The following is a 20,296-nucleotide window of genomic DNA, read 5'->3' as shown; positions in this document are numbered from 1 at the left end:
TTCATTTTTTTCAGCACGCAAGTTGAGATATCCTGTTCCCGATCAGGACAGAGGACATGCCATGCTGGACAAAAGCCACAAGCCGACCTGGACCAGTTTTGAAGAAACCACAAAAGCCGACTGGGACGCCGTTATGGACTATGAAGAGGCCTATAATGCCGCCCTGCCAGACCGAATTCTGGACGCGATTCGTTCGTTGGATGAGGAATGGACGCCGTATCCGGTGAACCGCTATCAACACTCTCTGCAGGCTGCGACGCGGGCCTATGAGGATGGCGCGGATGAGGAACTTGTGGTCGCCGCGCTGATCCACGATACGGGCGATATCCTGTCCCCCTACAACCATGGTGAGCTGTCAGCGGCGATGATGAAGCCCTATGTCAGTGAGAAAACCCATTGGATTCTCAAGCATCACTGTGTGTTTCAGGGCTATTACTACAACCATCATCTTGGCGGAGACCGCAACGCGCGCGACAAGTATCGCGACAGCCCCTATTGGGAGGACTGCCGCTATTTCTGCCATGAATACGATCAGAAGGCGTTTGACCCGGACTATCCGACCAAACCGCTGGAGTTTTTCGAGCCCATGCTACGCCGCGTGTTGAACAAGGGCGAAGGGCACATGGAGCTGAACGAAACCTCAGAGAGTTAACAGGCCGCCATCAGGCGATAGACGATCTGAGCTGCAGTGAAATCCCAGGCGGCATTGCCGTCGGGGGCCAGTTCGACAACGTCGAAGCCCACGCATTTGCGGCCTTTGAGGGCGTGCTCGACCAGCCGCAGCGCCTGATAGTATCCCAAACCGCCCGGTACGGGTGTTCCTGTGGCGGGCATTTGGGACGGGTCCAGACCGTCCACGTCAAAGCTGACATAAACCAACTCAGGGAAGTCCTCGGGTAGGTCGACGGCGTGGATATTGCCGGTGACCAGTTCCTCGGCGTCGACGTGGAAGACTTGGTTTTTCAGACGGCTTTTGGCCTCTTCGGTTGAAAACGCGCGCACACCGAACTGGGTCAGTCGCACGCCTTCTTCGGCCAGTAGATGCATGACCGAGGCGTGGGAGTGTTTCTCGCCCTGATACGCGTTGCGCAGGTCGGCATGAGCGTCGATCTGAACGATGCCGATGGGTTGGTTCAGCGTCCGCGCCACACCCATCACCGCGCCGTAGCTGAGGGAATGTTCTCCGCCCAGTGTCACCGGTACTTTGCCCGCGCGAATGGCGGCCTCGGTGCGTTGGGCGAGGCGCTCCATCACCTCGGGCAAGGGACCGCCGCAATCCAGCGGTGCTTCGGTGAAGATACCTTCGACGCAAGGCTCGGTGTGGCCGGTGATGCGTTCGAGTTCGTTGCTGGCCTCGATGATGGCCTCGGGACCTTTGGCGGTGCCGGACCCATACGAAACCGTGCGTTCCAGCGGCACCGGGATCACGCGAAAGCGCGCTTCTTCCGAACGCTCAGCGGCGGTCAGTTCACTGTCGAGGAAAATGCTCATGAGAGGCGGTCCTTAAAGTCGTCATAGCCGAATTGTTTGATGATCTTCAGCTCGTCCGTTTCGCTGTTCCATAAGGCGATCGTCGGCAGGGGAACACCGTTGAAGGTATTTGTCTTGACCATTGAGTAATGCGCCTGATCGAGGAAGGCAAAGCGTTGCCCGATCTCCAGCGGCTTGTCCCACGTGTAATCGCCGATCACATCGCCTGCCAGGCATGACGGCCCGCCCAGACGGTAGGTATGGCCCGCTTCGGCCTCGTCCAACAGGGCGGGGCGATAGGGGGCCTCGATGACGTCGGGCATGTGGCAGGTGGCCGAGATATCGGTGATCGCAAGGGTCATGCCATTGGTGGGCAGGTCGAGGATTTCTCCGACCAGAATGCCCGCGTCCAACGCGACGGCCTCGCCGGGTTCGAGGTAGACGTCGACATCGTATTTCGCGCGGATGGATTTGATGAATTCGACCAGCCCGTCGCGGTCGTAATCGTCGCGGGTGATATGGTGACCGCCGCCGAAGTTCAGCCATTTGAGTTGGCCGAGGAAAGGTTTGAGTTTCGGCTCGACGGCAGCCCATGTGCGTTGCAGGGGTTCGAATCCCTGTTCGCAGAGCGTGTGCATGTGCAGGCCGTCTACTCCGATCAGAGTGTCTTCGGACAGTTGGCTTACGGGTGTCCCGAGGCGTGAACAGGGGGCGCAGGGATCGTATTTGGGAATCTCTCCTTCGGAATGTTCCGGATTGATGCGCAGGCCGATCTGCACATTGGCCGCTTGGGCTTTGGCGAGGAAACGGTCTTTTTGAGCGGGCGAGTTAAAGATGATGTGGTCGGACAGCGACAGGATCTCATCGATATCCGCATCCTTGTACCCGGCGCAGAAGGTTGCGACCTCGCCGCCATATTCCTCGCGGCCCAGACGTGCCTCATAAATGCCAGAGGCGCAGGTGCCGCCAAGGTGTTGGCGTACCAGCGGGGCGAGTGAGAACATGGAAAACGCCTTGAGCGCGCTGAGGATATGCGCGCCGGAGCGGGTGCCGATATCGGAGAGGAGGTTCAGGTTGCGTTCGACAGCTTTTTCGTCAACCACGAAGCAGGGTGTTGGGACGCGGCTGAGGTCGAAGTTGCGGAAGGCACCGGCGTCACCGGCTTGGGTTGTCATCATGTCGGACATGTCAGGCGTCTCCGATTGTGGAGAGGCCGGGGGCCAGCCCCCCGGACCCCCCGGGATATTTTTGGCCAGATGAAGTTCGAGAACTAAAACTCGACTGGGCCGTCGAGTTCGTGGACTTGCCAGGGCAGGCCGTGATTGTTCAGCATGTCCATGAAGTCATCTGGGTCGAGTTGTTCCATGTTCCAGACGCCCGGCTCGGTCCAGTTGCCTTTCAGCACCTGTGCCGCGCCGATCATGGCGGGGACGCCGGTGGTATAGCTGACGGCCTGGGAGCCGACCTCGGCGTAGCATTCTTCGTGGTCGCAGATGTTGTAGATGTAGAAGGTCTTCTCACCCGAGCCGTCCTTGGCCTGACCTGTGGCGATGTCGCCGATGCAGGCTTTGCCCTTGGTTTCCGCGCCCAGATCGCCGGGATCAGGCAGCAGGGTTTTCAGGAACTGGATCGGGATGATCTCATTGCCGTCATGCATCACCGGGTCGATGCGGGTCATGCCGACGTTTTCCAGCACTTTGGCATGGGTGATGTAGGCATCGCCGAAGGTCATCCAGAAGCGGGCGCGCTCGATCTCGGGGAAGTGGGTGCTGAGTGACTCCAGTTCCTCGTGATACATTAGGTACATGTTCTTGGGGCCAATGGCGGGGAAGTCGAACTCGACCTTGTGGGTCATGGCGGGGCTGTGCTGCCACGCACCATTTTCCCAGTGGCGGACCTCGGCTAGCACTTCGCGCAGGTTGATTTCCGGGTTGAAATTCGTCGCGAATTCCTGATCGTTGCTGCCGCCATTGGCGTCCAACACGTCGATCTGTCGGATCGTGTCCAGCTTGTGCTTCTTCAGCCATTTCGCGAAGACGCTGGTCACGCCCGGATCGAAGCCCGAGCCAAGGATGGCGGTCAGACCGGCCTCTTTGAAGCGCTCCTGATAGGCCCATTGCCAATGGTATTCGAACTTGGCCTCATCCTCAGGCTCATAATTCGCGGTGTCGAGGTAATGGATGCCGGCCTCAAGGCATGCGTCCATCAGCACCAGGTCCTGATAGGGCAGGGCGAGGTTCACCAGAATCTCGGCCCTGGTTTCCTTGATCAGCTTGACCGTGTCTTCGACCTTGTAGGCGTCCAGTTCGGCGGTCTTGATGTCTACACCGACGCGGTCTTTAACGGCTGCTGCGATGGCATCGCATTTCGATTTCGTGCGGCTGGCCAGAGTGATCTCAGTGAAGATATCCGAGTTCATCGCCATCTTATGCACGGCTGCGTGGGATACGCCGCCCGCGCCGACAACCAGTGTTTTGCCCATGGTCTGTCTCCTTCTTATTCGTAATAGGTGTAGCCGTTGATGGAGTCGCGATAAGCGCTCATCAGGGTTTTGCGGTCCTTGGCTTGCAGAGTACCGGTCGAGATCGCCTCGTCCACCATTTTGCGGAAGCCGGCGACGCAGTCTTGCGGGTCGAACTCGACATAGGACAGGACCTGACTAATCGTGTCGCCCTCTTGTTCATGGAGCAGGTCGAAACCGCCATCGGCGCGTAGGTCGATGGTGACAACGTTGGTATCGCCAAACAGGTTGTGCAGGTCGCCCAGCGTTTCCTGATAAGCGCCGACGAAGAAGACGCCCATGAAGTATTCGCCCTCATCCGGCAGCGAGTGCACCGGCAGGCTGGGTGAAACCCCGTCGGCCAGAATGAACTGGTCGATCTTGCCGTCGCTATCACAGGTGATGTCAGACAGAACGGCTCGTCGGTCAGGCGTTGTGTTCAGACCTTGCAGCGGCACAATCGGGTGTAGCTGGTCGATGGCCCAGACATCGGGCAGGGATTGAAAAAGCGAGAAGTTGCAGTGGTAGATATCGGCCACTTTCTCAAGCTGGTCATCGACATCCGTTTCCAGATCGTCGCTGGCCGCCAACGCCTTGAGGCGGGCCATCAGCGACAGATAGATACGCTCAGCCCGGGCCATCTGGCGCAGGTCTACGTAACCACGGCGGAACAGGGCGCGCAGCTCATTGCGGTAGAAAGTCGCGTCGTTCCAGCATTCCTGCAGACGGTCGCTGGAAAGGTATCCTTGCACGGCGGCCAGATCAGAAACAAGGTGGTGGTCGTCCGGTTCGACATCCGGGCGGGTCGGCGCATCATACAGCGTGCTTTCCAACACGTTGAACACCAGCATCGAAGAGGTCGCCACAACTGCGCGACCGCTTTCGGTGACCAGAGTAGGGTGGGCGATCTCGGCCTCATCCATCGCATAGGCGACGGTTTCCACGACATTGGCGCAGTATTCTTCGACCGTGTAGTTGATCGAATTTTCGGCCGCCTTCTTTTCGCCGGTATAATCCACGCCCATACCGCCGCCGAGGTCCAGATGGGTCAGCGGGACGCCTTCGCGCGTGAGTTCGGTGTAATAGCGGCACGCCTCGCCGACAGCGCGGCGCACGTCGTTGACGTCCTGTACCTGAGACCCCAGATGCGAGTGCTGCAGTTTCAGGCAATGCAGCAGACCCGCGTCGCGCAGCTTGTCCACCGTGGCGACCAACTGGTCGGTGTTCATGCCAAAGGCCGAGCGATCGCCCGAGCTTTCCTCCCACTTGCCGCTGATCTGGTTGGTCAGTTTGACGCGCACGCCGATCAGAGGTTCGATACCGAGTTCCCTGTAGACCTCAATCACCGTATCCGCCTCTTTCGGGCTTTCCAGCACGATGACCGTATTGAACCCGATCTTGCGGGAGAGGATCGCCAGCTGGATGAACTCCGCATCCTTGACGCCGTTGCAGACGATCAGTGCCTCGGGGGCCAGCCGATGCGCAAGAGCCACGACCAGTTCGGGCTTTGATCCGGCCTCGAGGCCATAGTTGTATTTCTTACCGAACTCGACGATGCGGTCCACCACCTGCGCCTGCTGGTTCACCTTGATCGGAAACACGCCGCGATAGGGGCCTTTGTAGCCCACCCGCGCGATGGCGTCGGCGAAGCTTTCATTCAGATGCTCGATCTCATGTTCCAGATACGAACTGACGCGCAGCAACATCGGTGCCTTGATCCCCCGGTCGTCCAGATCGCTGAGGATACCGGGCAGGCTGATCGCCGCTGTGTCCGGAGACATCGGGTTGCGCAGACCGATCTCGCCCTGCTCCGTCACCTCGATGAGGCCTTTGCCCCATTTCTCAACCCCGTAGATGGTATGCGGTGCGTCGGGCGTGTGTTTCAATCAAGTCAGTCCTTAACTCAGAGGTGCCGGTTTCGCGCCCGCCAATACGGCAGCATCTTGATTCGTCCAAGTGTAAACTATGTGACAGGGATTGCCGAATGTTACACGTTTGCGCGGATCGGGATCAGGTGGTTGTCCCATTGACAATCGGGGCGGGCCAGAACCCGCGCGCGCTGCCCGTCTACAGCGCCAAACGTGCCCGTGCCGGTGGTGAAGACCAGCCCGTCCGGACCTGCGCCCAGACCGCAGACATCCTCCAGTTCGAAAGCTCTTGTGAAGCTGCCACCTGCTACATCGAACAGATGCAGCGCATTTCCGCGTGGGCAGGTTATGGCGACCTCGGTTCCGCTGGCCGAGAAGGCGATGCTGCCAGCATAGCCTTGCAAGGTGTTTTGCAGGTCTTCCGGTGCGGACAGAAGCTGCGGAGCCGCGCCCCGACGGTGCAGGCCCAACAATGGCGGGTGCTTGGTCTGGCTGCCCTGCCACTGCATCGCGAACCCGACCAGCCCGTCGTTGCGCACGCTGAGATGGCGGATGGAGTTCTTGTGCAAGTCGCCCGGCAACTCGACCCTTTCAAGCAGGTTCCCGGACAGGTCCAGATAGGTCAAGTTCGGCTGCATGACGGGTAGGTTCAGCTTGGTCCGCCCGGTCTCGGGGTGGGTTTCGATCCCGCCATTGGCGATCACAAGGCTCTTGCCATCCGGCATCAGGCGCATGTCATGCGGACCAACACCGCCCGACGAAAACTCTCCCTGACGTTCAAAGCTGGTGGCATCCCATAGGCTGATACGGCCTTCGCCAGCCTCATAGTCGTTTTCGGTGGCAAAGAACCGGGTGCCGTCTGCTGTGAACGTGCCGTGACCGAAGAAATGCCGCCTCTCGGGGGCCTGTAGCCGTGCAAGCTCCCGCCCGTTTGCGCAGTCTATAACCAGCGCAAACGTGCCGGGACGACGGGCAAAGGCCACGGCCTGCGCTTTGCGGGGGTGTGCGGCGGCGGCGTGACCTCTTGCGGGCAGGGGCAGCGAGAACAGGATGTCTCCGCCGTCATCCAGACCGGCCAGACGGAACGCGCCATCCGGAAACAGCCCGGCGGCCAGAAAGGCGGGTGCCCCGACAGAGGCCCACCCTGTTGCGGGCGCAAGGCTTGCAGCCGCAAGACCGGCCAGGAAATGGCGGCGGTTGGTCATGGTTCAATCCCCGTCGAGAGAGTTGAACCCGGCGCTGATGCCGAGGGTTGGGCCGAGCTCGGTCGTGGCGATGGTGCGGATGTCATTCACCGCCTGTTGCAGCGCTTCGACCCGGAAACGGCCTGCGGGATCGGCCACGCCAGCGAAGGCGGGGTCGTCGATGGACCGGGCGCTTTTGATTGCGCGGTTGAACGATATTTTTAAATCCTGCGCGATCTCGGGATGGTCGGCGGACAGCCGCGCTGCAAGGTCCTGCAGGGCAATCAAGGACAGCTCGACATGACGCAAGGCGCGTTCGGAGCGGCGGGCTTCGGCTCTGTTGGGGCGGGGGCGGTCGAACGTGCCAAGGGGTCGGCCCAATCGGGTTTCGGCAGTGAATTGCAAACCGGTTGAGAGCGCTTTGAACAGCTCCTGCATCGCCTCATCCTGCGTGCGGTACGGGCTGTCGCCCCCCGGCTGTTCGAGGGTTTTCGCATATTCTTGCCACTCTTCAGTCATCGCATCGGCATTTGCGTCGATATCGGACGTGATGGCCCGGATCAGAGCGCATCGATATTCGGTACTGCCCTGATCAGCGAATTTGGGATCGTAGAGCATCTGCTCAAGCGCAAAGAATCCGCGCCCCGCGACCGAGGTTTCGGCATAGGCGACCGTGTCGTTCACCGCAGGGTCTTCGTTCGCGATATGCTGTGACAGGGCCTTGGGCGTGAACCCTTTCGTGTCTGGCCAAAAGGCCATGGCAAAGGCGCGGTCGTCGGCCTCGGTGGGGCCAAAGCGCAGATGGCTGGCCGATATCCACGCGTCAAAGGCGGTGCCATAGGCCGCGCGCAGAACCTCAGACTGCGGCGCGCAATCGGATTGGGACGCGGCGGACAAAGCCTCGGTCGCATCGGCCAATTCGGCAAAGCGCGGCAAAATATGCGCTGCAGGCACATCCGCTAGGATCGCTGCGCGGTCTTGGGCTGACACCGCCAGAGGGGCTGTGAGGGCAATGGCAAAAGCAAATAGGCGCATGGGTCAAAGACTTTCGAGAAAACGGATAAGGGCGTCGCGGTCGGCTTTGGGCATGGTCACGACAGTGTCACGGGCGGTTTGCGCCTCGCCTCCGTGCCAAAGGACAGCCTCGAGCAAGTTGCGGGCGCGTCCGTCATGCAGGAACTCGGTATGGCCGGATACACGCTGGGTCAGACCGATCCCCCAGAGGGGCGGCGTGCGCCATTCGCGGCCTGTGGCGCAGGCCTCAGGGCGATTGTCGGCCAAGCCTTCGCCCATGTCATGCAGCAGCAGGTCGGTATAGGGCCAGATCAGCTGAAAACTATGCTCCGGTCGGTCTTCCAGGCGATGGGTGACATGGGCCGGGGTATGGCAGGCGGCGCAGCCCGTTGTGTGGAACACCTCTTTCCCGCGCAGCACTTGCGGGTCATCCACATCCCGGCGACCCGGGACGCCCAGATTGCGGCTGTAAAAGGCCACGAGGTCCATACCGACCTGATCAACCTCGAAGACGCGCACATCGCCGTCGCCGTGGGGGGCCTTCACGCAATTGCGCTGCGCATCGGTGCAATCTCCGTAAGGGGCCGGAAACAACGGGGTCGAGATACCGATATCCCCTGCAAACGCCGCAGCCGATTGCTCCATGACCGTGGGCATACCGGCTTTGTGGCCAAAGCGGCCCATCATCGGGGCGTCAAACTCGGTCGACCAGACAATGTTCGCCCTGCCCGAGATGCCATCGCCATCCGCATCTCCGGGGTCGGCTTTGGCCAGCAGGTCCTCGACCGGGATCGCTTCAAGCAGACCGAGGCCGATCATCTGCGGCGCAATGCGCGGGCTGAGCATGGCGTCGGGGTGCAACGGGCCGTATCCCAGATCGGCAGCCGTGTAGGTGGGACGGCGGAGCGAGGCGGTTTCGCCCTCGGACAGTGCAACCTGGATCTCTTCGTAGACTATATTCAACCGGTATTCCGCTGGATGCCCGGCCAGAGCGAAATCTTGCATCTGGCCGCCGTAGTTGGGCTCGGGTAGGGTGGCGAGGTAGTCCTCGATCCCCTCCGGCGCGTCCTGAGGGCCTCCGGGAATGGATACGCGCAGGAACATCGAGATGGCGTTGTCATCCGGCCCGTTCGGTGTATGCCCGCGCCCATCCTTGATGTGACAGCGCTGGCACGAGCGCGCGTTGTAAAGCGGCCCAAGACCATCAGATGCGAGGGTCGAGGACGGCGAAGAGACCCAGATCTTTTTGAACAACCCGTTGCCGACCTTGAAATCCAGCTCTTGTTCAAAGCTCAGGTTCTTGGACGGTTGCGAGAACGCATCCGCGTTGTTACGCACACGCACGGTTGCGGCCCCGGCAGGCAACTCTTCGAACCTTTGCGGCGCGCTGAAATCCTGCGGCGGTGCAGTGACACCGGCAATGCGGGCGCGTTCGTCTTCGGTGCGTGGGGTGATGTTGAGGTGAAGGTCCCGCAGCTCGGCTGACAGGGAAGGGGTGGCCGCAATTGCGACCACCAAGAGGGCGAGAATACTATTCTTCGGCGTCCATTTTCGCGGCGTTGAGTTGCGCATAATTGGCGTCGCCAATCCTTTCGTAAAGATCGAGCTGCGTCTCGAGGAAGTCGATATGACCTTCTTCATCGCTGATCAATTCCTCGAAGAGCGACATAGAGACATAGTCGCCCGCCTCGCGGCAATATTCCCGCGCTTCGACATACAATGTGCGGGCATCGTGTTCGGCGGCCAGATCGCATTCCAGCGTTTCCTTGGGGTTCTGCCCGATCCGCAGAGGGTCGAGCTTTTGCAGGTTCGGGTGGCCTTCCAGAAAGATGATCCGTTCGATCAGCTTGTCCGCATGGCCCATCTCTTCGATGCTTTCTTCGCGGCTTTTCTTGGCCATATGGGCCAGGCCCCAGTCTTCCTGAAGCCGGTAGTGCAGCCAATACTGGCTGACGGCCGTCAGCTCATGCCGCAGGGATTTGTTGAGATACTCTATGACCTTGGGATCGCCCTTCATCTGCCTTCTCCTGTGATAGGCCGCTGCGTAACGCACGCAGCTGCATGGGGACTTCCAGATTATCGTCGGTTCGCATCGTGTCTAGGAAAAGCGGCATGCACCCGCCACAGTCGGCAGATTTTCCAAGGGCGTGGTAGATTTTTCCAGGGGTAATGATCGCTTGCGCGTCAGCGGTTCGCATCCAGTCGATAGCGGCCCGGATGTCGTGGTCGGAGATGTTTGTGCAGTGGCAGACGATCATGGCGAATCGAGGCTCGTTGATTTTCTTACTTATTTAGTAAGGTAATGCCTTCAAGTCTAGTCACCTTGTGGTGGCCGGGTTGCCGGAGGCGTCGTCTTACCGACGCCCCCGGCCCTTTAAGGAGTTTAGTGGAAAACCGCGTCAGGGTTGTCCAAGCTGTCCGATCCTTCGAACGCGATGCCGTCGAGGTCGAGGGTCGATACGATACGCTCGATGGTCTTGGTCTGGTCGACCAGACCGTTGACGCCGCCCATGATCAAGGCCTCGCCACCGGCATTGCCGCGTTCCAGCATCTGGTCATAGGCGAAACCGGCCTCAGCGGTCGATTTGATACGGCCCAGAGCTTGCATGGTGGTCGACAGTTTTGCCTTCATCTCGGTGTCCAGCGTCGGGTCAACAGCGATAACCAGATCCGAAAGAGACGCGCCCGAGATCGGGGTGCCGTCGATGCGGGTATAGCTGCCCAGATAGACGTTCTGGATGCCAAGGCCATCATAGTAGTGGCTGTTGTGCGTGTTGTCGGCAAAGCAATCATGCTCTTCTTCCGGGTCGTTCAGCATCAGGCCCAGGCGCATACGCTCACCAGCCTGTTCGCCGTAAGACAGCGAACCCATGCCAGTCAGAATGGCGCTGATGCCCGCGGATTCATTCTCAGTCAGGGCGGCGCGTGCATCACCACCTTCGGCCCATTGTGCGGTCATCCATTCCAGATCGCTGACCAGCAGGTCGGTTGCGGCGCTTAGGTATTGCGCGCGGCGGTCGCAGTTGCCGTTGGTGCAGTCGTCGCCTTTGGCATAGTCGGTTGCCGGGCGGTTGCCCGCGCCTGCGCCGTGGCCGTTCAGGTCCTGACCCCACAGCAGGAATTCAATGGCGTGGTAGCCGGTGGCGACGTTGGCCTCGATCCCGTCGGCTTCGTGCAGGGTGTCTGCCAGCAGTTCGGGGGTGATCTCGGTCGCGTCAATCGCGGTTCCCGAAAGCTCGAAACTCGGGTTTGCGATGACGTTGAGAACGGCGAATTCGTTCTCATCCGTGGCGCCGCCGTAGGAGGCGTCGACATAGTCGATCAGGCCTTCGTCCAGCGGCCACGCGTTCACTTTGCCTTCCCAATCATCGACGATGGCGTTGCCAAAGCGGTAGACCTCGGTCTGCTGATAAGGGACGCGGGCGGCAATCCAGGCCGCACGCGCGGCGTTCAACGTAGCGTCCGACGGGTCGGCGATCAGCGCGTTGACGGCGTTTTGCAGCGCTTTGGCGGCGATCAGACTGTCATCATATTTGGCTTCTGCAATATCGGCGTAAGTGTCCAGCACGTCCGCTTTTGCAGGGGCGTCACCGGCCGATGCGGCGGTGGCCACGCATAGGGTCAGAGGGCTGGCGGCAGCAAAGAATTTCGTCATTGGGTTCAGGTCTTTCATGTCAGAAATCTCGTACAGGTGCGTCCAAAAGGGGCTGCACTTGCACGCACATAGCTGAGTGAAATAGTCGACAATGTCAACCTGAGTTTTATTGTCGGATTTACTGCAGGGGCGCTACATCCCCATATCTGGTGGGTCTGATACACGCCGTCGCGATTGCGCCATGTTCGTATAAAGTTAAACTAATCCATGTGATTCTATTGCGAGTGGTGTGAGTTCATGAAGTGGTTGAGTGCTTCGATCGGTTTGTGTGCAGTAACCGTCCAGGCATGGGCAGGGGATCAGGTTCCCGCGCAGAGTGCTGTTGCGGGGTCATTGGATATTTCCTTTGAGGAAACTCAGTTCAGCGTGTCGTTAGCGGTTCCGAGCGAGGATATTTTGGGGTTCGACCATCGCGCAGCAGATGACGCGGATCGGTCCGCGATCGCGGATGCCATTTCGTCCTTGTCAAAGCCGTTAACCCTTTTTCTTGTCCCTGAACAGGCTGGGTGCGCCACGGCATCGGCCAATGTGTCTTTGACGGGCGAAGGGCTGGGGTCGGATGCAGACGCGGTGGGCGCGCCCGAGTTTCTGGCCGAGTATGTTATTCAGTGTTCGGACATGGCCGCTCTGGATATGATCGAATTCGCGTATTTTGAGCGTTTTGATCAAGTTTCGATGCTCGATATCACCGCATCGTCGCAGGGTGTTACGCGGCGCGTCCATGTTACCTCGCAGTCTCCGGTCCTTGATGTCTCGGCTTTGCAAGGCTCGGACTAATACTGCCTCCATGCTTAGTGAAAAGGGTTTCGGCAGGGTGGATCGACGAGCAAAGTAGACAAGCTCGAAAGTCGGACCGGAATCACCTGGGGTCTGAGCGGGTGCGTGGGTGCTTATGCGTGCACAAAACACTCAGCTCTGACCTGAATTCTGATCAAATTCCGCAAAATTAATGTTTGTGTCGGAAAGAAACCAAGATCTGACACGAATTGGCAATAGTTGTGCCAATATTCGTCGGTACCACCACACTATCCTACCGAGGTGTTGACTAGTCCGATTTTAATGAGGGGGTTCTCGAAGGGATCGGGGGATGAGCGTGGATGTGCCCAGTTTCGGGCAGATCAGGACGCTCTCCCCCAGTAGTGGGTTTGCTTGATTTCAGTCAATCTTGTTGCGCTGTGCGTGAGGCGTGACGCCAAAACTCAGACGAAACACGCGTGAGAAATGGCCGGGGTTCTCAAATCCGCATGCCATGGCGACCTCGGTCACAGAGGCCTCGGTTTGCAACAGTAGCTTTTGCGCGCGTTCCAGACGCATCTCCATAAAGTACTTTTTGGGCGAGGTATTCAGGTATTTGCCGAAAAGCCGTTCGAGCTGCCGTGTCGAAATACCGAGCTCATCTGCAATCGCAGAGGGCGAGACTGGCGTTTCGATGTTGTTTCGCATGACCTCAATCGCTTTGGCCAGATGGATGTTGCGCATGCCGTTGCGCGATTGCAGGGAAACGCGCTGTTTGGCCGTTGCGTTGCGCACGGCGTTGTAAACCATCTGATCGGCCACATCCATGGCCAGCTCGACCCCGTGGTCTCGTTCGATCAAGTGCAACATAAGGTCGGCTGTCGCCGTGCCGCCCGAGGCGGTGATGTGCTTCTCGTCGACCACAAACACGCTGCGCACCAGGTTCACATCGGGAAATGCCTCGGTGAAGGCGTCATGGTATTCCCAGTGAATGGCGGCCTGCATTTCGTTCAGAAAACCGGCCTCTGCCAAAAGCCAAGCGCCCGAACATAGTGCGCCGATCGCTGTCCCTCGTGCCCGTTCACGGCGCAGCAAAGCTAGCAGAGGTTTGGAGGCGTGGTTCCGCATGTGGATACCAGACAGCACGAAAATCTGATCAGATTTGGGCAGGCAATCGAATCCCCCATGGACCAGAGTCACCGAGCCGTTGGAGCAGACAGCGTGTTCGCCATGCTCAGACACAAAAGACCAGCTGTAGAGATCCTGCCCGCTGACGAGGTTGGCAATCCGTAAAGGCTCGACCGCGCAGGAAAACGCGAGGTGCGAGAACTCCTCGATCAGAATGAAGGTGATGTGGCTGGGATCGGGCATGGCGGTCTTTGCGCTTCCGGGCTGCTGGGTGGTTTCGACATTATTCGCAGGTTGCCTATGCTGCACGAAAGTTAATTGTATACAAGTTGTATTTTAATCGCATACAACACCCTTGGCTGGGCGATCTAGATTCGCCAAGCGGCTGCGACAAAGGGATAGGCGGATGAAGGACGAAGCGCGTTCGCGCAAATCTGATCTTGCAGAACACCTCAAGGTCTCGATTCTGACCTTGCGGCTACAACCCGGTGCGGATCTGGATGAGGCGCATCTGTCCGAAGCTTTCGGCCTGTCGCGAACCCCGCTGCGCGAAGTGTTCCGGCAACTGGCCGGTGAGGGGTATCTGGATCAACGCGCCAATCGCAGCACGCGCGTATCTGAGATGTCGCATACCACGCTGCGGGATTTCTTTCTGGCGGCTCCGATGGTGTATGGCGCCATCCTTAGGCTGGCCGCGCGCAACGCTCTGCCAGATCAGATTGAGGACTTGAAGGATGCCCAGCGGTCCTTTTGTTCAGCTTTGCAGTCAGGCTCGGCCGAGGATCGCGCGCTGGCCAATAACCGGTTTCACGATGTCACGGGGCAGATGTCCGGCAATGTATATCTGTTGCCGTCGTTCAATCGCCTTTTGATCGACCATGCGCGGATCGGCATGACCTTTTACAGACCACGCAACGCGGGTCTGACCGAAAATCTGACTGAAGCCAGCCGTCAGCACGACGCCATCATCGCCGCCATCGAGGCGGGCGATGAGGCGGCTGCTGCGCAGCTGGCCGAGGACCACTGGAACCTGTCTCGCGATCAGATTGAGCTGTTCGTGATGCCTGATGCGCTGGATGTCCCGATGGGCATCCCGCCTCTTTCGAAACCTGCATGAGGACGGAATGAACCCGATTTTCAAGTTTGAGGGGATTTATACCCCTGTGGTCACGCCCTATCACGAGGATGGCAGCGTGAATTGGGACGCTTTGTCCGACGTGATCGAATACCTGATCGCCAGCGGCGTTCACGGGCTGATCTCGGGCGGCTCGACCGGCGAAAACTATGCCCAGACCGTGGAAGAGCGGCTGGAGCTGGCAAAGTTCACACATGCGCAGTTGAAAGGCCGCCTGCCTCTAGTCGTCGGTACCGGTGCGATGCTGACGCCGGATTCGATTGCGCTGGCCGCTGGCGCGCGTGAGATCGGAGCAGATTCGATCCTGCTAGCAAGCCCGCCTTATTCGGTGCCCACCGATCGTGAGAATGCGCTGAACGCGCTGGCCATCGACAAGGCCGCTGACCTGCCGGTGATGCTGTACAACTACCCACACCGGACCGGGACGATGATGGGAGAAGAGTTCCTCGACCGTGTGGGCCGCAGCCATAATTTCTGCGGCATTAAGGAAAGCTCGGGCGATATCAACCGGGTCCATCTGCTGGCGCGCGACTACCCGCATATCCAGCTGGGATGCGGCATGGACGATCAGGCGCTGGAGTTCTTTGCCTGGGGCGCGCCGTTCTGGGTGTGCGGCGGGTCGAACTTCCTGCCGGAAGAGCATGTGGCGCTCTACAACGCCTGTGTGATCGAAGGAGACTTCGCCAAAGGCCGCCGGATCATGAGCGCGATGATGCCTTTGATGCGGGTGCTGGAGCAGGGCGGCAAGTTCATTCAGACCATTAAACATGGCGTCACCATGAACGGCATTGAGGCGGGGGCAATGCGGGCTCCGCTGAAGGGGCTGAACAAGGATGACAAGCGGGCGCTGGAACAGGTGACGCGCGTGTTGAAGAAAACAATCGCTGATATCGTAGCTGAAAAGAAGATTGGGGGCTAAGGCATGGAATTGCTGACACAGGACGAATACAAATCCATCGCCGCAGACCTGACTCTGCCGACCGGAGCATTCATTGATGGCGCGTACCGCCCGGCGATCTCGGGCGAGACGTTCGAGACGGTGAACCCCGCCACCGGTGAGAAGCTGGCCGATATTGCCTCTTGTGGTGCTGCGGACGTTGATTTCGCGGTCGAGAAAGCGCGCGAAGCCTTTGACGATGGGCGGTGGTCTAAACTGCACCCATCGGACCGCAAGGACGTGTTGATCCGGCTCTGCAAGCTGATGACCCGCAACGCCCGCGAACTGGCGGTGATGGAGAGCATCGACAGCGGCAAGACCATCTATGACTGTGAAACCGTAGACGTGCCTGAAACGATCCACTGTCTGAAATGGCACGCGGAAGCGATCGACAAGATCTACGATCAGGTCTCACCTGCCAGTGACGACCACATCGCCATGGTCGTACGTGAGCCGATTGGCGTTGTGGGTCTGGTACTGCCGTGGAACTTCCCGCTGCTCATGCTGGCCTGGAAAATCGGACCGGCTCTGGCGGCGGGTTGCTCGGTCGTTGTGAAGCCCGCAGCCGAGACCACGCTGACTGCGCTGCGTCTGGCCGAACTCGCAATGGAGGCGGGTCTGCCGCGTGGCGTTCTCAACATCGTGCCCGGCGGCGGTGCCGCTGTGGGTGAGCCGATCGGACGGCATATGGATGTCGACATGGTCTCGTTCACCGGTTCGACCGTGACCGGCAAGCGGTTCCTGACCTACTCGGCTGAAAGCAACGCCAAAGAGGTCGTGCTTGAGATGGGCGGCAAAAACCCTGCCATCGTTATGGATGATGCCGAAAACCTGGATCGCGTGGCCGCGCATATCGTGAATGGTGCGTTCTGGAACATGGGCGAAAACTGCTCGGCCTCGTCGCGGCTGATCGTGCACAAGGATGTAAAGGCCGAGTTGCTGGAGCGCATCGCCCATCACACCAAACAGTGGAACATTGGCGACCCGCTGGACCCGGAAACCCGCATGGGCGCGCTGGTCAGCGAAGGGCACTTTAACAAAGTGTGTGGCTATCTGGATCAGGCCGAGAACGTGGTGATCGGAGGCAAGGCCGAAAAAGGGTTTGTCGAAGCTACCGTCGTCGAAGTCTCGGGCAATGACGCCACTTTGGCGCGCGAGGAGATCTTTGGCCCCGTCCTGTCGGTGATTGAGGTCTCAGGCTTCGATGAGGCCATCAAAATCGCCAATGATACGGAGTATGGCCTCTGCGCCTCGATCTTCACGGCCAACGCGAAACGCGCGATCCGGGGCGCGCGGGCGATCCGGGCTGGCACTGTCACGGTGAACAGCTTTGGCGAAGGGGATATCACCACGCCCTTTGGCGGCTACAAGCAGTCCGGCTTCGGCGGGCGCGACAACTCCGTCCATGCGCATGATCAGTACACCCAGTTGAAGACCATCTGGATTGATCTGGCCGATGATGCGGATGAGGCTGTCGATTGAGCGCATACTCAGCACGCAAACTGCCAACCCATCGCGGCCCTGCGGCCTGGAGCGCCATCCTCGGCGCCCAGCCGCTCGCGGTGGATTTGTACAAGGACCTGACGGCTGATGTCGTGGTCGTCGGCGCCGGCTTTGCCGGTTTGTCGGCGGCGCGGCGTCTGACGCAATTGGACCCCAAGGCTCGTGTGATCGTGCTTGAAGCAGGTCGCGTGGCCGAAGGGGCCGCAGGGCGAAACTCGGGCTTCATGATCGATCTGCCGCACGACCTGGCATCGGACGACTATGCCGGTGCGGGGGATGACAAGATCATGATCGCGCTCAATCGGCAGGCCATCGCATTCGCTCGGTCCGCAGTTGAGCAATACCAGATCAACCGCAATTTTTTCGACGAAGTGGGCAAGGTCAACGGAGCGTTTGGCGACACGGGCCATGCGCACAATGTCAGCTATGCGCGGCATTTGGAAACTCTGGGCGAGACCAGCGAGATGCTGGACCCCGCGCAGATGCACGAGCTCACCGGATCACGGCACTATCAATCGGGCCTGTTCACGCCTGGAACCGTCATGCTGCAACCGGCGGGCTATGTTCGGGGGTTGGCAGCAGGGCTGGCCGGGGACGGGGTCGCCATTTTCGAAAACTCGCCCGTTCTTGGGTTTGAAAAACGCGGCAGCGATTGGATGGTGCGGACTGCGAAAGGCACCGTAAGCACCGGCAAGATCATCCTGACGGTTAACGGCCATCTGGAAAGCTTCGGGATCGAGCGTGACCGGTTGATGCAGCTGTTTCTCTTTGCCTCCATGACGCCCGAGTTGGACGCCGATGCGCTGGCGCGTCTGGGCGGGCAGCCGCGCTGGGGCGTGACACCCTCGGACCCGATGGGAACGACCATGCGTAGGATCGACACCGGCCAGGGCGGCAATCGCATTGTCACCCGGACCTGTGCGGCGTTGCGTCCGGGCATGAGTGCAACCTCCCGCGATCTGGCGCGTGCCGCCAAAGTGATGCAGCGCAAGTTCGATCAGCGATTCCCGCAACTGGCCGGGCTGAGGATGGAGCATCAATGGGCCGGTCACCTGTGCCTCAGCCTCAATAGCGTCTCGGTCGCCCGAGAGATCGAGCCGGGCGTTTATTCCGGTTGCGTTCAGAACGGGCTGGGCACTGCGCGCGGGACCCTGACCGGGATCGTCGCAGCCGAGAGGGCCTGCGGCCACACTTCTGACATCACGGGCTTTTTCGAGGCCGAAGAGGCCCCCAAACGCCTGCCGCCCCAGCCATTCCGGGAAATCGGGGCGAATGCCGTGTTGCGATGGAAAGAAAGGCGTGCGCGGGATGAATGAGTACGGCGGGCTCAACCGAGTCTGCCTACACCGAGCGGCCTGAGATACGCACATTCTTTCGCCTGTTTTGCAAAAAAAAGGCCCGCCCTGAATGGTGGGCGGGCCAGTAGGGGAGTTGGTATCAGTAGGTCTGGTTCAACTCATCCGCTGCCGGAATTTCCCGTTCCCGACGCGCGATATAGTCCAGAAGCTCTTCGTTCTTGGCCTCGTCCAGTTTTGGTTCCTGATACTCGGCCAGCAGTTTCTTAGCGTGTTTGAGGGCGCGTTCCGTGATCTCAACGCTGCCTTCGGCCTGCCACTGCTCGATCGAGTTGTTGTCGAACAACTCGGGCATAAAGAACGCCGTCTGGAAGTTGTCCTGCGTGTGCGGATGGCCCAGATAGTGGCCGCCCGGTCCGACATCCGGAACGGCGGCCAGTGCCTGATCGAAGTCGCCCCATTTGGGACCTTCAGCCATTCGATAGGCCATGGCGCATTGCTCCGAGTCGACAATGAACTTGGCGACCGAGCAATGCATACCGGCCTCATTCCAGCCCGCCGAATGCCAGATGTAGTTCGCCCCGGCATGCAAAACTGCACTGAGCGTCGTGGCAGATTCGTAGCCAGCCTGTGCATCAAACGTTTTAGCCCCACCCAACGTGTTCGAGGTGCGCCAGGGAACATCATAGAACCGCGCCATCTGACCGATCATGAAATTCATCAGGCTGATCTCGGGCGTACCCGCCATCGGCGCGCCGGATTTCATCGACACGGTCGACAGATAGTGACCCCAGATCGCGGGCGCCCCTTTGCGGACCACCTGGGTATAGGCCAGCGCAGAAAGTGCCTCGGCCGTCAATTGCGCCACGGTGGCAGGCACAGAGGCAGGCGTGTTTGCACCGCCCAGAACGAAGGGCGAGCAGAGGACCGGCTGATTGCGGCGGCAGAAAGCACGCATCGCGCCCAGCATCGTCTCATCCCAGACCAGAGGGCTGTTGCCGTTGCAGTTGCCGGTGGTCACGGGGTGAGTGTCGATGAACTCATCCCCGAACAGAATCGCGCACATATCCATCACGTCCTCGGCATTCTTGGGCGAGGTGGTCATACCCATGAACATCTTGTCCGAGTATTTCATCGACGAGTAGGTAATGCGCAGGTGGCGCTGGCTGATCGGGTGATCATAAGGCTCGACGATATGGTGGGCCGAACTGTGCAGCGCGGGCATCATATGGCTGAGCTTGTGGAACATCGCCAGATCTTCCAGCAGCGGGTTGCGGCGCACATCGTCCAGATCGCGCAGGAAAGGTGCGCCTGTCATCGGCACAAAGACTGAATGCTTGCCACCTAGTTTGACGTTATTGGCCGGGTTGCGCGCGTGATAGGTGAACTGTGCCGGAATGGTCGAGATCAGCTCGCGCACCATGTTGCGGTCCAGATAGACCAATTCGCCGTCAACTTTGGCGCCAGCTTTCTTCCAGTCTTCCAGCGCGATCGGGTCGCGAAACTGAACGCCGACATTTTCCAGAATGTCCATGGCGGCATTGTCGATCATCTCGACCTGGCTGCCGTCCATCACCTCGCATTCGGGGATGGCGCGGGTCAGGCCGGGCAGCATCTCAAAGTTCGGGGCTGTGCGTTGTGCACGCCGCGCCGCGCGGCCTCCGGAACGTGATTGGGTTCGAATATTCAAAGGGCAATCCTCCATCTTGGAACCAAAATGACGGATTCGCGGCGCGCTGACCTCTCTGATAGCGATATGTGCTTGCAGGATGCGACACGCGAAAGCGCCGCCCTTTTGGGCGGCGCTTGGATTGTTTGTGTTTTGATTGGTTTATTCTGCGGCCTGTGGTGCCTCGGCGTGTTTGTCACGCT

The 20,296-nt window shown here is 59.6% G+C and carries 18 protein-coding genes; 6 read left to right on the top strand and 12 right to left on the bottom strand.

Going from position 1 to position 20,296, the window contains the following annotated elements; genetic code table 11:
- Window positions 1-61 precede the first annotated feature (61 nt).
- On the top strand, window positions 62-652 hold the full coding sequence (locus tag ACR0KL_RS20355) for an HD domain-containing protein (protein ID WP_480777441.1): 591 nt from the start codon (window positions 62-64) through the stop codon (window positions 650-652).
- Here the strand turns inward: ACR0KL_RS20355 and speB are convergent.
- The 10 genes from speB to ACR0KL_RS20305 all read right to left on the bottom strand — a co-directional run bounded on the left by speB (window position 649) and on the right by ACR0KL_RS20305 (window position 11,691).
- The gene (gene speB / locus ACR0KL_RS20350; RefSeq protein WP_170681444.1) at window positions 649-1,491 is read right to left on the bottom strand and encodes an agmatinase; all 843 of its coding nucleotides are present in this window, start codon (window positions 1,489-1,491) and stop codon (window positions 649-651) included. The two genes, ACR0KL_RS20355 and speB, sit on opposite strands and share 4 nt — an antisense overlap.
- A complete protein-coding gene (nspC, locus tag ACR0KL_RS20345) occupies window positions 1,488-2,657 on the bottom strand; it encodes a carboxynorspermidine decarboxylase (protein ID WP_170681446.1) in 1,170 nt (389 codons plus the stop codon). Before nspC ends, speB begins: the two co-directional genes overlap by 4 nt.
- Window positions 2,658-2,740: 83 nt before the next feature.
- Window positions 2,741-3,952 (bottom strand): saccharopine dehydrogenase family protein, encoded by a 1,212-nt coding sequence (locus ACR0KL_RS20340; RefSeq protein WP_480777440.1) that lies wholly within the window; start codon window positions 3,950-3,952, stop codon window positions 2,741-2,743.
- A gap of 14 nt (window positions 3,953-3,966) precedes the next feature.
- On the bottom strand, window positions 3,967-5,856 hold the full coding sequence (gene speA / locus ACR0KL_RS20335) for a biosynthetic arginine decarboxylase (RefSeq protein WP_480777439.1): 1,890 nt from the start codon (window positions 5,854-5,856) through the stop codon (window positions 3,967-3,969).
- Between the two features lie 101 nt (window positions 5,857-5,957).
- On the bottom strand, window positions 5,958-7,043 hold the full coding sequence (locus ACR0KL_RS20330) for a DUF1513 domain-containing protein (protein WP_480777438.1): 1,086 nt from the start codon (window positions 7,041-7,043) through the stop codon (window positions 5,958-5,960).
- 3 nt (window positions 7,044-7,046) lie between these two features.
- Entirely contained in the window at window positions 7,047-8,057 is a 1,011-nt protein-coding gene (locus ACR0KL_RS20325; RefSeq protein ID WP_480777437.1) for an imelysin family protein, read from the bottom strand.
- Between the two features lie 3 nt (window positions 8,058-8,060).
- Window positions 8,061-9,608, bottom strand: coding sequence for a di-heme oxidoreductase family protein (locus tag ACR0KL_RS20320; protein ID WP_480777436.1), 1,548 nt, complete (start codon window positions 9,606-9,608; stop codon window positions 8,061-8,063).
- Window positions 9,568-10,053: a bacterioferritin gene (gene bfr / locus ACR0KL_RS20315; RefSeq protein WP_170556457.1), complete on the bottom strand. Its 486-nt coding sequence runs from the start codon at window positions 10,051-10,053 to the stop codon at window positions 9,568-9,570. The genes ACR0KL_RS20320 and bfr overlap by 41 nt, the downstream gene beginning before the upstream one ends.
- Window positions 10,001-10,294 (bottom strand): (2Fe-2S)-binding protein, encoded by a 294-nt coding sequence (locus tag ACR0KL_RS20310; protein WP_170681458.1) that lies wholly within the window; start codon window positions 10,292-10,294, stop codon window positions 10,001-10,003. The genes bfr and ACR0KL_RS20310 overlap by 53 nt, the downstream gene beginning before the upstream one ends.
- Window positions 10,295-10,419: 125 nt before the next feature.
- Window positions 10,420-11,691 (bottom strand): imelysin family protein, encoded by a 1,272-nt coding sequence (locus ACR0KL_RS20305; RefSeq protein WP_170681472.1) that lies wholly within the window; start codon window positions 11,689-11,691, stop codon window positions 10,420-10,422.
- A 237-nt stretch (window positions 11,692-11,928) separates the two neighbouring features.
- Here ACR0KL_RS20305 and ACR0KL_RS20300 point away from each other — a divergent pair, with 237 nt between their 5' ends.
- A complete protein-coding gene (locus tag ACR0KL_RS20300) occupies window positions 11,929-12,468 on the top strand; it encodes a ZrgA family zinc uptake protein (protein WP_170681459.1) in 540 nt (179 codons plus the stop codon).
- 378 nt (window positions 12,469-12,846) lie between these two features.
- Here the strand turns inward: ACR0KL_RS20300 and ACR0KL_RS20295 are convergent, their stop codons facing one another.
- Window positions 12,847-13,797 carry a GlxA family transcriptional regulator gene (locus ACR0KL_RS20295; RefSeq protein WP_170681461.1) on the bottom strand — a complete coding sequence of 317 codons (951 nt, stop codon included), beginning with the start codon at window positions 13,795-13,797 and terminating at the stop codon, window positions 12,847-12,849.
- A gap of 163 nt (window positions 13,798-13,960) precedes the next feature.
- Between ACR0KL_RS20295 and ACR0KL_RS20290 the strand changes: the two genes are divergently transcribed.
- The 4 genes from ACR0KL_RS20290 to ACR0KL_RS20275 are packed head-to-tail and all read left to right on the top strand — an operon-like array spanning window position 13,961 to window position 18,445.
- The gene (locus ACR0KL_RS20290) at window positions 13,961-14,671 is read left to right on the top strand and encodes a GntR family transcriptional regulator (RefSeq protein WP_170681463.1); all 711 of its coding nucleotides are present in this window, start codon (window positions 13,961-13,963) and stop codon (window positions 14,669-14,671) included.
- Between the two features lie 7 nt (window positions 14,672-14,678).
- On the top strand, window positions 14,679-15,608 hold the full coding sequence (locus ACR0KL_RS20285) for a dihydrodipicolinate synthase family protein (RefSeq protein ID WP_480777435.1): 930 nt from the start codon (window positions 14,679-14,681) through the stop codon (window positions 15,606-15,608).
- Window positions 15,609-15,611: 3 nt separating this feature from the next.
- A complete protein-coding gene (locus tag ACR0KL_RS20280) occupies window positions 15,612-17,108 on the top strand; it encodes an aldehyde dehydrogenase (RefSeq protein WP_170681467.1) in 1,497 nt (498 codons plus the stop codon).
- Window positions 17,105-18,445 (top strand): NAD(P)/FAD-dependent oxidoreductase, encoded by a 1,341-nt coding sequence (locus ACR0KL_RS20275; protein ID WP_170681470.1) that lies wholly within the window; start codon window positions 17,105-17,107, stop codon window positions 18,443-18,445. The genes ACR0KL_RS20280 and ACR0KL_RS20275 overlap by 4 nt, the downstream gene beginning before the upstream one ends.
- A gap of 121 nt (window positions 18,446-18,566) precedes the next feature.
- On the opposite strand, the gene ACR0KL_RS20270 is transcribed toward ACR0KL_RS20275, so the two are convergent.
- A complete protein-coding gene (locus ACR0KL_RS20270; RefSeq protein WP_425085706.1) occupies window positions 18,567-20,114 on the bottom strand; it encodes a trimethylamine methyltransferase family protein in 1,548 nt (515 codons plus the stop codon).
- Window positions 20,115-20,296 lie beyond the last annotated feature (182 nt).

The sequence above is a fragment of the Ruegeria sp. C8 genome, from assembly GCF_056537565.1.
This window is presented reverse-complemented; position numbering and strand designations above follow the sequence as displayed.

Bases quoted from the DNA above. Each gene is read 5' to 3' on its own strand.
- ACR0KL_RS20355 (WP_480777441.1), top strand. From the start codon at position 62: ATGCTGGACAAAAGCCACAAGCCGACCTGGACCAGTTTTGAAGAAACC.
- speB (WP_170681444.1), bottom strand. From the start codon at position 1,491: ATGAGCATTTTCCTCGACAGTGAACTGACCGCCGCTGAGCGTTCGGAA.
- nspC (WP_170681446.1), bottom strand. From the start codon at position 2,657: ATGTCCGACATGATGACAACCCAAGCCGGTGACGCCGGTGCCTTCCGC.
- ACR0KL_RS20340 (WP_480777440.1), bottom strand. From the start codon at position 3,952: ATGGGCAAAACACTGGTTGTCGGCGCGGGCGGCGTATCCCACGCAGCC.
- ACR0KL_RS20330 (WP_480777438.1), bottom strand. From the start codon at position 7,043: ATGACCAACCGCCGCCATTTCCTGGCCGGTCTTGCGGCTGCAAGCCTT.
- ACR0KL_RS20325 (WP_480777437.1), bottom strand. From the start codon at position 8,057: ATGCGCCTATTTGCTTTTGCCATTGCCCTCACAGCCCCTCTGGCGGTG.
- ACR0KL_RS20320 (WP_480777436.1), bottom strand. From the start codon at position 9,608: ATGCGCAACTCAACGCCGCGAAAATGGACGCCGAAGAATAGTATTCTC.
- bfr (WP_170556457.1), bottom strand. From the start codon at position 10,053: ATGAAGGGCGATCCCAAGGTCATAGAGTATCTCAACAAATCCCTGCGG.
- ACR0KL_RS20310 (WP_170681458.1), bottom strand. From the start codon at position 10,294: ATGATCGTCTGCCACTGCACAAACATCTCCGACCACGACATCCGGGCC.
- ACR0KL_RS20305 (WP_170681472.1), bottom strand. From the start codon at position 11,691: ATGACGAAATTCTTTGCTGCCGCCAGCCCTCTGACCCTATGCGTGGCC.
- ACR0KL_RS20300 (WP_170681459.1), top strand. From the start codon at position 11,929: ATGAAGTGGTTGAGTGCTTCGATCGGTTTGTGTGCAGTAACCGTCCAG.
- ACR0KL_RS20295 (WP_170681461.1), bottom strand. From the start codon at position 13,797: ATGCCCGATCCCAGCCACATCACCTTCATTCTGATCGAGGAGTTCTCG.
- ACR0KL_RS20290 (WP_170681463.1), top strand. From the start codon at position 13,961: ATGAAGGACGAAGCGCGTTCGCGCAAATCTGATCTTGCAGAACACCTC.
- ACR0KL_RS20285 (WP_480777435.1), top strand. From the start codon at position 14,679: ATGAACCCGATTTTCAAGTTTGAGGGGATTTATACCCCTGTGGTCACG.
- ACR0KL_RS20280 (WP_170681467.1), top strand. From the start codon at position 15,612: ATGGAATTGCTGACACAGGACGAATACAAATCCATCGCCGCAGACCTG.